The sequence below is a fragment of the Sphingomonas sp. NIC1 genome (assembly GCF_001638925.1).
Taxonomy (GTDB): domain Bacteria; phylum Pseudomonadota; class Alphaproteobacteria; order Sphingomonadales; family Sphingomonadaceae; genus Sphingomonas; species Sphingomonas aquatilis.
Map to the genome: position 1 here is coordinate 711,263 of NZ_CP015521.1, position 13,355 is coordinate 724,617.

10 protein-coding genes and 1 tRNA gene are annotated in these 13,355 nt (G+C 67.1%); 3 read left to right on the plus strand and 8 right to left on the minus strand.

Annotated elements, in window-relative coordinates:
- Window positions 1-62: 62 nt before the first annotated feature.
- Complete coding sequence (locus tag A7E77_RS03610) at window positions 63-3,263, plus strand: TRCF domain-containing protein (protein WP_063689697.1); 3,201 nt, start codon at window positions 63-65, stop codon at window positions 3,261-3,263.
- A gap of 174 nt (window positions 3,264-3,437) precedes the next feature.
- On the opposite strand, the gene A7E77_RS03615 is transcribed toward A7E77_RS03610, so the two are convergent.
- On the minus strand, window positions 3,438-4,247 hold the full coding sequence (locus A7E77_RS03615; protein WP_063685909.1) for a DUF1134 domain-containing protein: 810 nt from the start codon (window positions 4,245-4,247) through the stop codon (window positions 3,438-3,440).
- Between the two features lie 162 nt (window positions 4,248-4,409).
- On the opposite strand from A7E77_RS03615, the gene A7E77_RS03620 reads away from it, so the two are divergent.
- Window positions 4,410-4,499 (plus strand) — tRNA-Ser (locus A7E77_RS03620).
- A 257-nt stretch (window positions 4,500-4,756) separates the two neighbouring features.
- Here the strand turns inward: A7E77_RS03620 and A7E77_RS17880 are convergent.
- The gene (locus A7E77_RS17880; RefSeq protein ID WP_063685911.1) at window positions 4,757-4,981 is read right to left on the minus strand and encodes a hypothetical protein; all 225 of its coding nucleotides are present in this window, start codon (window positions 4,979-4,981) and stop codon (window positions 4,757-4,759) included.
- A gap of 289 nt (window positions 4,982-5,270) precedes the next feature.
- A protein-coding gene (locus A7E77_RS03630; RefSeq protein ID WP_413243588.1) for an IS3 family transposase occupies window positions 5,271-6,436 on the minus strand; the annotation gives its coding sequence in 2 pieces (ribosomal slippage) (window positions 5,271-6,184 and window positions 6,184-6,436; 1,167 coding nt in all).
- Window positions 6,437-6,530: 94 nt separating this feature from the next.
- Between A7E77_RS03630 and A7E77_RS18555 the strand changes: the two genes are divergently transcribed.
- Window positions 6,531-6,761, plus strand: a complete 231-nt coding sequence (locus A7E77_RS18555; RefSeq protein WP_078462213.1) for a helix-turn-helix domain-containing protein — start codon at window positions 6,531-6,533, stop codon at window positions 6,759-6,761.
- A gap of 104 nt (window positions 6,762-6,865) precedes the next feature.
- Here the strand turns inward: A7E77_RS18555 and istB are convergent, their stop codons facing one another.
- The 5 genes from istB to A7E77_RS03660 form a co-directional block, all read right to left on the minus strand.
- Window positions 6,866-7,594 (minus strand): IS21-like element helper ATPase IstB, encoded by a 729-nt coding sequence (istB, locus tag A7E77_RS03640; protein WP_062127353.1) that lies wholly within the window; start codon window positions 7,592-7,594, stop codon window positions 6,866-6,868.
- Window positions 7,581-9,092 carry an IS21 family transposase gene (istA, locus tag A7E77_RS03645; protein ID WP_010487546.1) on the minus strand — a complete coding sequence of 504 codons (1,512 nt, stop codon included), beginning with the start codon at window positions 9,090-9,092 and terminating at the stop codon, window positions 7,581-7,583. Before istA ends, istB begins: the two co-directional genes overlap by 14 nt.
- 38 nt (window positions 9,093-9,130) lie before the next feature.
- Window positions 9,131-9,988, minus strand: coding sequence for a tyrosine-type recombinase/integrase (locus A7E77_RS03650; protein ID WP_063685916.1), 858 nt, complete (start codon window positions 9,986-9,988; stop codon window positions 9,131-9,133).
- Window positions 9,989-10,272: 284 nt separating this feature from the next.
- Window positions 10,273-11,808, minus strand: a complete 1,536-nt coding sequence (locus A7E77_RS03655) for an alginate export family protein (protein ID WP_063685918.1) — start codon at window positions 11,806-11,808, stop codon at window positions 10,273-10,275.
- A 63-nt stretch (window positions 11,809-11,871) separates the two neighbouring features.
- A complete protein-coding gene (locus tag A7E77_RS03660; protein WP_063685920.1) occupies window positions 11,872-13,218 on the minus strand; it encodes a dicarboxylate/amino acid:cation symporter in 1,347 nt (448 codons plus the stop codon).
- Window positions 13,219-13,355 lie beyond the last annotated feature (137 nt).

Below are 13,355 nucleotides of genomic sequence, written 5' to 3' on the forward strand. Positions count from 1 at the left end.
GCGCGGAACGGCGATGGGCGGGCGGGTGTTTCCGGTTATCCTTCAACAGGATGCCCCAGTTCATGCGTACGCTGTCCGCCGCGGAGATCGCGACCCTCGCCCCGGGCGACGACCGGCCCCACGGGCGGCTGGGCATTGCCGAAACCGCGGCGGGGCTCGCCGGTCTGCTGCGCAAAAGCGACGTGCTGGCGGCGGAAGCGGACGAGGTACGCGCGGCGGCGCTGACCCGCGCGCTCGCCGCGATGATGCCCGCGGCGACGGTCGTGGTCTGTCCCGGCACCGACGCGCTGCCCGGGGACGAGGCGCCCGCCTCCCCCGCCAACGTCGGGCAGCGCGTGTCGGCGCTGCGCACCGTGCGCTGCACGCTCGCCAGGCGTCGCCGGCCGCGGATCGCGCTGATCACAACGGGTGAGGCGCTCGCCCGCGCCTGCCCTGCCCCCGCAGCCTTCGATGCCGAACCGCCGCGAGTGACGGTCGGCAGCGCATGCGATCTGGCGACGCTGGCCGAGGCGCTCACCGACCTCGGCTATATCGCCGACGAGCGGGTCGACGAACCGGGCGAGCTGGCGCTGCGCGGCGCGGTGCTCGACGTCTTTCCCGCCGATGCGGACGCGCCGCTGCGGATCGAGGTGGGCGATGGCCATGTCGTCGCGATCCGGTCCTACGACCCCGCCGACCAGCGCAGCACGGGCGAGGTCAAGCAGCGCGAGCTGGGCCGCGTCGCCGAACCGCCGCTGGGCGCGGAACGCTGCACGCTGATCGACCATCTGCCCGATGCGACGATCGTCGTGTCGCCCGCCGCGGACGACCGCCGCCGCCGCCTGCTGCTGCTGAGCGCGGATGCCGCCGCGCGGGGCGCCCGCCGGGCGGCGCGCGAAGTGGTGGACGAAGACGCATGGACCGCGGCGATGGCAGAACGGACCGTCAAGGCTCTGCCCAAAGCAGGCGATCCCCCGCCCCGCTTCGTCGAACAGCGCGGACCGATGCGCGCCTTCGCTAAGGTCGCCAAGGCGGCGCTGGCCGCGGGCACGCGGGTCGTTGTGCTTGGCAGCGCGCGCGACTTGCGTTTCCTGACCAAACGGATCGAGAAGGCGGTGGACGCGAGTGCAACCACGCTGGACGACTGGGCGGCCGTAGCCGAGGCGCCGAAGGGATCGCTGCTCACGCTCGCGGCCCCCGCCGATCGCGGGTTCGCGACGAAGGGCGTGCTGGCGGTCGCCGCTGCCGACCTGATCGGCAGCCGTGCGGATCGCGACGACGGGGCGGTGCGGCGCGTCGACCCTGACCTGCTCCAGACGACCGAGATCCGCGTCGGCGATACGGTGATCCATGAGGATCACGGCATCGGCACCGTCGCAGGGCTGGAAACTCTGGCGGAGGACGGGGAGACCGGCGGCGACGCGATCAAGCTGGTGTATGCGCGCGACGCGGTACGGCTGGTGCCGGTGGCGGATGCCGACCGGCTGTGGCGCTATGGGGCCGAAGACGATGCGGTGAAGCTCGACACGCTCGATGGCAAGAGCTGGCACGAGCGCCGCGTCGGCATCGACGCCGCGATCGCCGAAACCGCGCGCGGGCTGACGAACCTCGCCGCCGAACGCGGCGAGCGGACGGCGCCGGTGCTCGATCCCGATCCCGCCGCCTATGAACGCTTCGCCGCGGGCTTTCCCTTCTCCGAAACGCCCGACCAGCTGCTCACGATCGAGGCGGTGCGCAGCGATCTGGCCTCCGGGCGGCCGATGGACCGGCTGGTGATCGGCGACGTCGGCTTCGGCAAGACCGAGGTCGCATTGCGCGCCGCGGCCATCGCCGCGCTTTCGGGCAAGCAGGTGGCGCTCGCCGCGCCGACGACCGTGCTCGCCCGCCAGCATCTCGACAGCTTCACGCAGCGCTTCGCCGGCACGGATATCGTCGTCGCCGGCCTGTCGCGCCTGTCCACTGCCGCCGAGGCGCGCCGAGTGAAAGCGGGGCTGAAGGATGGCAGCATTCATATCGTGATCGGCACGGGCGCGGTGGCCGGCAAGGGCGTGGCCTATCGCGACCTGGCGCTGGTGATCGTCGACGAAGAGCAGCGCTTCGGCGCCGCGGACAAGGCGAAGCTGCAGGCGTTGTCGGCCGGCGATGGGTCGGCGGGCCATGTGCTAACGCTGTCGGCCACCCCGATCCCACGCACGCTGCAAGCGGCACTCGTCGGCCTGCGCCAGCTCTCGGTGATCGCGACGCCACCGGCGCGCCGCCAGCCGATCCGCACCGCCGTCTCCGCCTTCGCGCCCGAGACGCTGCGCGCGGCCCTGTTACGAGAGCGCGCGCGCGGCGGGCAGAGCTTTGTCGTCGTGCCGCGCATCGCCGACATGGCGCCGCTCGCGGACCAGCTGGCCAAGCTGGTGCCCGAACTCGAGCTGTTGCAGGCGCATGGCAAGATGCCGGCTGCCGAGATCGACGAGGCGATGGTGCGCTTCGGCCGCGGCGACGGCGACGTATTGCTCGCGACCAACATCATCGAGGCGGGGCTGGACGTGCCGCGCGCCAATACGATGGCGATCGTCCATGCCGACCGCTTCGGCCTCGCCCAATTGCACCAGCTGCGCGGGCGCGTCGGGCGCGGGCATCGGCGCGGGCAGGTGCTGCTGTTCACCGATGGCGAGCATGCCATCGCGCCGCGCACGCTGAAGCGCCTCAGGACGCTGGAGGCGTTCGATCGGCTGGGCGCGGGGTTAGCGATCAGCGGGCGCGACCTCGACATGCGCGGCGCGGGCGATCTGCTCGGCGAGACGCAGGCGGGGCATATGCGGCTGATCGGCGTCGAGCTCTACCAACAGTTGCTCGAAGGCGCGCTACGCACCGCGCGCGGCGAGACGGTGGAGCGCTGGACGCCCGAACTGCATTTGGGGCTGGAAGGGCAATTGCCGGCGGACTGGATTCCGGACGAGGATTTGCGGCTGTCGCTCTACGCCCGGCTCGCGCGGCTGCGCGACGTCGAGGACGTCGAGGCGTTCGAGGAGGAATTGCGCGACCGGTTCGGCGACGTACCCGACGCCGCCATGCGGCTGATCGCGCTGGCCCGCGTGCGCGAACTGGCCCGCGCGCATGGCGTCGCGCGGATCGATGCCGGCCCCGCCGCGGTGGCGCTGACGCCGCGGGCGGACAGCGATATCGCCGGGCAGGTCGACGGGCTGGAGACAAAGAACGGCCGGCTGATCCTGGCCGAACGGATCGCCGACGCTGGCGAACGGATGGAGCGGATCGCGACGCTGCTCGCCTGAGCTTCACTGCAAAGGGCTGCGCCGGGTCGCGATCGTCATTGCGAGCGCAGCGAAGCAATCCAGGGCGTCCTGGTCCGGCTCTGGATTGCTTCGCTACGCTCGCAATGACGGATGGGGCTTAGGCCTTACGGGTGGCGCGTCGCTCCGACTGACGTACAGCGCTTACCCGACCGATCAGAACGGCAGCCACTTCGCCTTGTGCGTGATCTTCATATAGCCGACGTTGACGCCCGCGCGGTAACCGACGCCCAGGCGGATCGGGATCAGCACGATGTTGCCACGGCGCAGATAGGTCGCGGCAAAGCCGCCGACCAGATACAGCCGCCCCTCCACCGCCGGGAAGCGGCGGAACAGCTCTTCGGTATCATAGAGGTTGTAGACGAGGACGAACACCTTGTTGGCGTCGCCGCCGACGTCGAAGCCCACCGACGGGCCCGTCCAATAGACGGGCTGCTGTCCCTCCACCTTGTGGCTCATGATCCCCGAGCCATAGCGCACGCCCAGCACGAACGCGCCCGCCGCCTCGCGGCCCGCGATATAGGCATTGGGCTCGCCCTGCTCCTTCAGCACCTTTTCCAGCATGCCGGCGAGGCCCGCCGCGCCCTTGCCGAACACGCCCTCGCCCGCGGCGAGCAGGTCTTCGCGCTGATAGGTGGAAGCGGCCTTCAGCGTGGCGTCGGCCTGCGCCTGCTGCTGCGCCTCGGTCGTCTGGCTGGCATAGGCGGGTGCGGGGGCCTGGGTGAAGCCGGCGCCGGACGCGCCAGCCGTGGTCTCCGGCTGCGCCGCCCAGTCGCGCTCCACGGAGGGAGCCGGGGTCGGCGTGGGGCGCGGCGCGCTGCGCGGGGTGGAGGATGTCGTCCGCGCCTGCGTCGACAGATCGCCGTCGATCGCGCGATTGGGATCGATCGTCGTCACCTGTGCGGGCGCACTTGCTGCCACCAGCGCACTCGCCGCCAGCGCGAAACCGATCACCCGCATCACCATTCCCCCTCGTCGCGCCACACGGCGCCGCCCCCCGTTAACCACCCCGGCGCTTGCCCGGCAATGAACGAACGGCGGGCGGCGCCGAAATTACGATCGAATGCGGGCCTCAACCCCGTTGATCCCCCGAAAGACCCTCGCTATAGCCGCCCGACGCCGCAGCTCGGAGACGTGGGTGAGTGGCTGAAACCAACGCTTTGCTAAAGCGTCGTACGGGAAACCGTACCGAGGGTTCGAATCCCTCCGTCTCCGCCAAATGCACTTCCCAAGTGCATGTAACCGTTGTGTTTTATGCCCTGGCCACGCACATAGACCCACACCCAGCCCCACAGTCGCATTCCGTGGCTTTAGCGGACACATGGTCGGACGTGCCCGATAAGGGTAACACCCTCATTTTCAGCTGAAGTCCACGGCTGGTGCGATAGTGCCCCATCCGGTCGCGTTCTATTTTTTGCACTTTTTGCGCGCGCTTAGTGCTCATGTTGCCAGAGCTGAACGATACGCGGGACAGGTCAGGGAACGCCGCCGAATAGCAGCTGATCCCCTAATGCACCGGCGAGTGTCGGCTTCCAAATGTCCTCTTGCATGAGCATGGTGAAGCGGACCGCCTCAGGGGAGTCGTCAAACAGCTCCACTTCACCGGCGGCGGGACGCTGACAGGCGTTCTGTAGCGCCGCCATCAGCTCGCGTTTGAACGCCGTATCCTCGTTGTCGAGTTGCTTAGTCGGGAGCCCCAAGCGGCCGAACTACCTCGCCCTGAATGAACGGCAGAACCTTCGTATCGTTGATGACCCGCACCAGCTCGTTGCTGACGACGAGGAACTCGTGATCGCGTTCAATCTCGCACTGCTGTGCGCAAGGCTCGTGGAGCGAGGGCGTAAGCCGATGGTGATCGTCAGATTCCCGGAGGAATGTGGTGTGCGGACAATCCGAAGGCTTACAGGTTTGACGGTGGATCGCTAGCGTCGGCTACCAATCATTCTGTCAACCGGACGAGCTTGCTCCCGCTGACGTGACCCCCGGCTTTCATCCAGCCGGGACCAGAGACCGGCGTTTGTTGTGGTGCACGAGCGCACACGAAGCAACGGCCTGGACGCGTCCAGGCCGTTGCTTCTCGATCTCGGCGGCGAAGGCCGCCGGGGTGGCGTAGCCGAGCGAGGAGTGCGGCCGCTCGGTGTTGTAGTCGTCGACCCATTCCCGGACCACGGCGCGGGCGTGCGCGAGGCTGAGGAACAGCGTCTCGTTGAGCAGCTCGTCGCGCATACGGCCGTTGAAGCTCTCGACATAGCCGTTCTGCATGGGGCGGCCCGGCGCGATGTAGTGCCACTCGACCTTTGACTCGTCCGACCAGACCAGCACCGCATTTGAGGTCAGCTCGGTGCCGTTATCGCTGACAATCATGCCTGGCCGACCACGCTCGGCGACCAGGTCGACCAGCTCGCGTACGACCCGCTTGCCGGAGATCGAGGTGTCCACCACCGCACGCAGGCATTCGCGCGTGACGTCGTCGACGATGTTGAGCACGCGAAACCGCCGGCCGGTGGCAAGCTGGTCATGCACGAAGTCCAGGCTCCAGCGCTGGTTGGGGAGCGCCAGCACCGGCCCAGGTGCCCGCGCGCCCACGGCGCGCCTTCGTCCCTTCCTGCGCCTCACCGTCAGGCCCTCCTCTCGGTAGAGCCGCTGCGTCTTCTTGCGGTTGATGGTGACGCCGTCGCGCCGCAGCAGGATGTGCAGCCGTCGATAGCCGAAACGGCGACGCTGGCCTGCCAACTCGCGCAGCCGTGCCCGCAGATCCTCGTCGCCCCCGCGACATGAGCGGTAGCGCATGCTCGTCCGGTCGGCCCCGATCACGGCGCAGGCGCGCCGCTCGCTCATCCCGAATCCAGCCTGCAACCGCGCGACCGCCTCCCGTTTGGCGGCCGCGCTCACCACTTTTTTGCCAGCAGGTCTTTCAACCCCGCATTGTCCAGCATGGCGTCGGCCAGCAGCCGCTTGAGCCTGCCATTCTCGTCTTCCAGCGCCCGCAGTCGCTTCGCCTCGGACACCTCCAGGCCGCCATACTTGGCCTTCCAGGCGTAGTAGGTCGCGCTCGACATGCCGTGCTTGCGGCAAAGCTCCGTCACCACCGCGCCGGCCTCGGCCTCCTTCAGAATGCCGATGATCTGCTCTTCCGAAAACTGCTTCCGCTTCATTCCGTCCGTCCCTTCCATGGGCCGGTCTCTAGTTCCAGGTGGATGAAGAAACGGGGGTCACGTCACCGCCTGCCACTTGTTCTTAGGAAGTTTCATGTCTTTTTCCGCCCTTAGAACTGATGCCGGGCTCACCATTGAAGAAGTTGCGTCACAGTTTGGCGTGAGCGCCGCCGAAGTGGCTGGATGGGAAAGCGGCAGCGCTCGCGCTCCTCAGCACGTCTGCCTTGCTCTCGATGTGCTGACACGTTTCACACCGTGTCAATCGGCGTCCAAAAAGGACCCCCTATCGGCGTGCAAAAGGGACCCCCTTCGTCGAGCAGCGTAACGGGTATGACGGGCGCACTGTTCGTGCTGGTTGCGGCGTAGGGCGGGCGTAGCCCGACCGGAGGCGCAACCAGCACGAAGCGTTCTCTGCCGGTGCCCCAGGCTTCAGCTTCGATGTTTGAAGCGCCAGCTGTCGTTGCCGGTTTCGACGATGTCGCAATGGTGGGTAATGCGGTCGAGCAGCGCGGTGGTCATCTTGGGGTCGCCAAAGACGGTCGGCCACTCACCAAAGGCCAGGTTGGTGGTGACGATGACCGAGGTCTTCTCGTAGAGCTTGCTGACGAGGTGGAAGAGCAGTTGACCGCCCGAGCGTGCAAACGGCAGGTAGCCAAGCTCGTCGAGCACCACGAGATCGAGGCGCGAAAGCTGGGCCGCCAGCGTGCCGGCCTTGCCGAGGCGCGTTTCCTCCTCGAGCCGGTTCACCAGGTCCACTGTGTTGAAGTAGCGTCCGCGGGCGCCGGCTCGTACCACATTGGCAGTGATGGCGGTGGCGAGATGCGTCTTGCCGGTACCCGTTCCACCGACCAGCACGACGTTGCGTTGGCCCGGAAGAAACGAGCCGCTGTACAGCGAGCGCACCAGTCCCTCGTTGATGGGAGTGTCGCCGAAGACGAAGGCGTCGAGGTCCTTCACCGCGGGTAACCTGGCGGCCGACATCCGGTAACGGACCGAGGCTGCATGGCGGTGCGTCGCCTCGGCACGCAGCAGGTCGGTCAGGACCTCCATGGTCGTGCGCTTGCGCTGGAGACCGGTAGTGACCGCCTCGTCGAAGGCGCCAGCCATGCCCTTCAGCCCCAACTCGGCCATGGCCGTCATCATCTCATGCCGCTGCATGGAGACCTCGCAGGCTGTCATAGCGGTTGCAGTCGGCACGGGGCGGATGGCGCAGCGCCAGATCTTCTGGCGTGACAATAGTCAGCGGTCGCGGCGGTTCGCGCCGGCGGGCCAGGATGTTGACGATGACGTCGTCGCTGGCGACGCCGGCCAGCAATGCTTCGCGCACGGCCACTTCTACCGCCTCCAGCCCGTCGTCGAGCACCGCTGCCAGCACCCGCACGAACCGCCGGTCGGCATCGTCGCCGGTGCCAAGCTTGCGCCGCAGTCGTGCCAGCGCAGGCGGCAACTCCCAGCCCTGGAACGGTGCGCCGTTGCGCAGGGCACCCGGCTTGGTCACCAGCACCGGCAGATAGTGCCACGGGTCGTAGATGGTCCGGTCGCGGCCGAAGAACCGGGGATGGTCGGCGACGACTTCACCGTCGCAGCGCACGACGATGCGGTCGGCATAGGCGCGGACCTGGACGGCACGTCGCACCACCCTGGCAGAAACGGAATAGCGGTTGCGCTCGAAGCTGATGAGGCATGTGCCGCTTACCGCATGCTCGCTCTCGTGGAAGCCGTCGAAGGGTGCGACAACAGGCTGGAGCACCGCCCGTTCTGCTGCCCATGCCTGGGCGACTGTCAGCTCCTTCTGCTCGGGATGCTGGTGCAACTCTGCCCAGCGCCGACACTCCGCCTCCAGCCAGCCGTTCAACTCCTCGAGGCCGGTAAATCGCAGGCGCGGCTGGAAGAAGCGACCGCGTGCGGTCTGCACCTGGTTCTCGACCTGACCTTTCTCCCAGCCCGACGCCGGCGAGCAGGCGGTCGGCTCGACCATGTAATGGTTGGCCATGACCAGGAAGCGACGGTTGAAGACCCGCTCCTTGCCGGTGAACACGCTCGTCACCGCCGTCTTCATGTTGTCGTAGATGCCGCGCGTCGGCACGCCTCCGAAGAAAGCAAACGCCCGTGCATGCGCGTCGAACAGCATCTCCTGTGTCTCGCGGGGATAGGCCCGCACATACATTGCCCGCGACGCGCACAGCCGGACATGCGCGACCTTCACGCGCATCGGCTTGCCCGAGATCTCGACGTCCTCGTGGCTCCAGTCGAACTGGTAAGCCTCGCCCGGCCGGAACAGCAGCGGGATGAACGCCGGCGCATTCATCACGTCGCGACGCTGCGCCTGCCGCCAGCGCGCCGCATAACGGCGAACCGCGTCGTACGAGCCATCGAACCCCTCGCGTAGCAGCAGGTCGTGGATGCGCGTGAGGCGCAGCTTCTCGCGCCGCGGCCGTGCCTCATCTTCCTCCAGCAACGCATCCAGTCGCGCCTGAAACGGCCCCAGCTTCGGCAGCGGCTGCACCTCTCGCCGATAACCCATGTCCGCTTCCGGCGCCCGGATCGCCTTGCGCACCACCTTGCGCGACAGGTGCAGGTCCCGCGCTATCGCCTTGATGGCCTTGCCCGACGCGTGCTCGCGCCGGATCCTCAACACCGTCTCCAATACCAGCATCCCGATCTCGCCGCCTGACACACCGCCAAGCGAACAGCCTAGAACACCAGGATGAGGGGTCCCTTTTCGACGCCGATCACCCCGCTAACGGGGTCCCTTTTCCACGCCGATCCACACTCGGCGGGAACAGTCCAGATGCCGTCGCCGATCTCGTCCCACGTCGCGCCACGCACCTCGCCGGATCGCGCAGCAGTCAGGATCAGGAAGCGAAGGGCAAGCCGGCCGGCCGTGTCGCTGGTCGCCAGCTTCACCATCAAAGCGGCGACCTGATCGTGCGGCAGTGATGCGAAGTGCTCGGGCTTCTTGGTCTGCCTGTTCAGCCCGGCCCGGATCGAGCGCATCGGGGCCTCGCCAGCGCAGTGGCCCTTGGCGTAGCCCCAGTCGAGCACCTTACCGATCCGTTGAAGGACACGCCGCGCCGTCTCGGGTTTGCTCTGCCATATCGGCACGAGCAGGTCGCGTACGTCGCCACTCGTCACCTTGTCTATTGGCCGGTCACCGATCGCGGGAAAGGCATAGGTCGTCAGTGTGTTGATCCACTGCGCCTTGTGCTTGTCGTTGCGCCAGTCGCCTTCACGCTCTGCATGAACCATCCCAGCGGCGGCGCGGAACGTGGGGATTGTGGCAGCGGCCTTCTTCGCCGCGCGCTTGGCTTCCACAGGATCATCACCGGCCCGCATCTGCTTGCGCGTTGCCGCTGCCTTATCGCGGGCCTCGGCTAAGCTCACGTCCGGGTAGGAGCCTAGTCCTATGTCACGCCGCTTCCCGTTGGCCTGCCCGCGCCAGAGCCATGACTTCGCGCCACTCTCGCGGACTACCAGCAGCAGGCCGTCCCCATCGGAGTAGCGGCCCGGTTCCTTTAGTGCCTTCACCCGCACCACAGTCAGGTTGCCCATCAGCCTTCAAGCCCCACATTGCGCCCCACACTTCTATGCGGTTGTGGCCGGTCGTCAACGGTCAGGTGCGGAAGCTACAGGGTAGAAACGGAAGGGTTTCTGCGGTCTGGTCGGTCAGCACTGAATCAGGCTGGTCATAGGTTCGGAGGACTCCGTCTCCGCCACTTGCTTGTTCAGGTGGTTCGTTCAGCCGACGATGAGCGGCGGCGTGTATCTCTTTCGAGACGACATTAGGCCACGTTCCCCTCGGAACGTGGCCTAATGTCGTATTGGGCCCCGCCCGGTCAGAAGCGCAGGCTGAGCCAGCCGGCGAGGAAGTCCGAACTGCTGTAGCCGGCGTTCTTCAGCGCCGGACCCGCCATCAGATGTTCGTAGCGGCCGGTGACGCTGACGCGGGGCGAGATCGTCCAGACCGCTTGCAGGCGCGCGGTGTCGGCGATTTTGCGGCCCGGGACATTCTGCGTGCCGGCGAAGGCGGTGCCGTTCGCGCGATACACCGCATCGCGGACCGTATCGCGCCAGCTGAGCTGATATTCCGCCGAGAGGCGCACGGTCTTCAGCGGGTTGAAGGTGAAGGTCGGCGCGAGCGCGATCAAATTGGTCGGTGTCGCGTACAGCTGGTAGCTGTAATAGATGTTGTTGCCGAAGGGCGCGAGCGCGTTGCGCAGCGTGCCGCCGGTATAGGCGCCGCCGCCCGACGCGTAATCGGCGTGAAAGCCGACGCGCGGTGCGCCACGATCCTTGCCCAGGCGATAGTTCTGCGCGAACAGTAGCAGCCAGGCGCTGATCGGCCGGCCGTCAAAATGGCCGCCCTGATGATTGACCGTCCAGTCGAGGTTGACCGGGCCGATGTCCCCCAGCGTGTGCAGGCCGTAGAAGAAGCGCTCTTCACGCGTCGTCGTACGGCCCCAGGTGGCGGCACTATTGCGCAACCGCCAGAAGAAGGGGTCGAGGTAGAGTTTCGACCCGCCGAACAGCGTCTTGGGCAGGACGATACCGCCCGAAATGCCAGAGAAGCGGCGGCCGCGATCGCTGATGTCGTCGCCCGTACCGCCGACGCCCAATTGGGTCGTATGGAAATCGAACAGGTCGACGCGCACCTGTTTCGCGCGCGCCCAGGCGCGGGTGCCGTTATAGACGGTGAAGATCGTGTTGTTGTCGCGCGGCACGACCATCAGGTTCGGGCCGTCGGCGAAGGTCTGGCGCCCGTAGCGGATGCCGACGTCGGCCTGCGCGACCGTGCCGGTGAGGTCGACGAAGGATTGCTGGACGACCAGATCGTTGCGCATCTGCGGGGTGATCGTACCGAGATTCTGCCCGGCGAGGCCGCCATGCGCCAGTTCGCCGAACAGGCGGACGTAGCTGCCCAGATGCAGATCGGCGCCGCCGACGATGCGCGTGATGTCCTGCCGCTGCGCCTCACCCGCGCGCAGATTGGGGTTGGTCGTTTCGTTGACGCGGAAGCGCAATTCGCCCGACAGCGTCAGATAGATGTCGCCCTTGCCGTCGAGCGGGATGAACTTCAGCCGGTCGAGGATGTCGTCGCGCTTCTTGGGGTCGCGATAGCGGCGCCAGTCCTCCACCCAGCGCGACTGGTTGTAGCCGCCGCTGGTGACGCCGTCGCCGATTGCTTCGGCGGGATAGGCTTCGGAGACGGGAGAGGCCGGGACCTGATTGCCCCGCTCCTTGGGCGGTAGCGCCTGTCCGGCGGGGGCGGCAGCGGTTGCAGTTGCGGCGGCGGGGGTCTCGGCCAGCGCCGGGGTGGCGGCGAGAAGGGCGAGCGTGGCGGTGGCGACCAATTGGCGCGCGATGTTGGACATGGGATCGATCTTTCAGTCGGTGGTGGGACGGCGGCGCATCACCGGCGCCGCCGTCTGGTGCGGTCATTCGGCCGCGACGGCACCCGCGGGCAGATCCTCGACGCGGGGCAGACGACCGGCCACCGCCAGGTCGAACTGCTGCTGGTCGAACTTGCCCTCCCACCGCGCGACCACGACGGTGGCGACGGCGTTACCGATGAAATTGGTCAGGCTGCGGCATTCCGACATGAAGCGGTCGATGCCCAGGATCAGCGCCATGCCGGCGACCGGCACAGAGGGGACGATCGACAGCGTGGCGGCCAGCGTGATGAACCCGGCCCCGGTGACGCCTGCCGCGCCCTTCGACGAGAACATGGCGACGCCCAGCAGCAGCAATTGCTGGCCGATCGTCAGGTCGACGTTGCACGCCTGCGCGATGAACAGCGCCGCCAGCGTCATGTAGATGTTGGTGCCGTCGAGGTTGAACGAATAGCCGGTCGGCACGACCAGGCCGACGATCGACTTGGGGCAACCTGCGCGCTCCATCTTTTCGATCAGCGCCGGCAGCGCGCTTTCCGACGACGAGGTGCCGAGCACCAGCAGCAATTCCGCCTTCAGATAGCGGATCAGCGTGAAGATCGAGAAACCGGCGAGCTTCGCGACGATGCCGAGGACGACGACGACGAACAGGAAGGAGGTGAAGTAGAAGCTGCCGACCAGCCAGGCGAGGCCCTTCAGCGCCACGATCCCGTATTTGCCGACGGTGAAGGCCATCGCGCCGAACGCACCGATCGGCGCGACCTTCATGACGATGCCGACCAGCTTGAAGAAGGCGATCGACACGTCTTCGAGCAGGTCGAGCACGCGCGCGCCGCGATCGCCGACCAGCGCCAGCGCCACGCCGAACAGGATCGATACGAGCAGCACCTGCAGGATGTTGCCCTCGGTCATCGACGACAGGAACGTGTCGGGGATGATGCTCATCAGGAAGCCGACCAGCGTCGTTTCATGCGCCTTTTCGGCAAAATCGGCGATCTTGCTGGTATCGAGCGTCGCGGGATCGATGTTGAGCCCCGCGCCCGGCCGGACGACATTGGCGACGACCATGCCGATGATCAGCGCCAGCGTAGAGAAGAACAGAAAGTAGATGAACGCCTTGCCCGCGACGCGGCCGACCGAGGCGAGATCGCGCATCCCGGCGATGCCGGTGACGATGGTGAGGAAGATGACCGGCGCGATCACCATCTTCACGAGCTTGATGAAGGCGTCGCCGAGCGGCTTGAGCGCTTCGCCGGTGGTGGGCGCGAAATGGCCGAGCAGCACGCCCGCGACGATCGCGGCGAGCACCTGGACATAGAGGTGGGCGTACCAGGGGCGTGCCGCGGGCGGAACCGCGTGCGGCGTTCCGCTGGTGGCCGGATAGATCGTCATGGATGCGGCTCCTCTCGAATAACCCGCGTGCGTCGCGGTGTGGTTGGGAGCAGTGTTGCCGGACGATCCACGCGGACTGAAACAGTAAACCGCGCATATTTTAATCGTTCATTTGTAGCGGTTTAGCGAGGTCATCC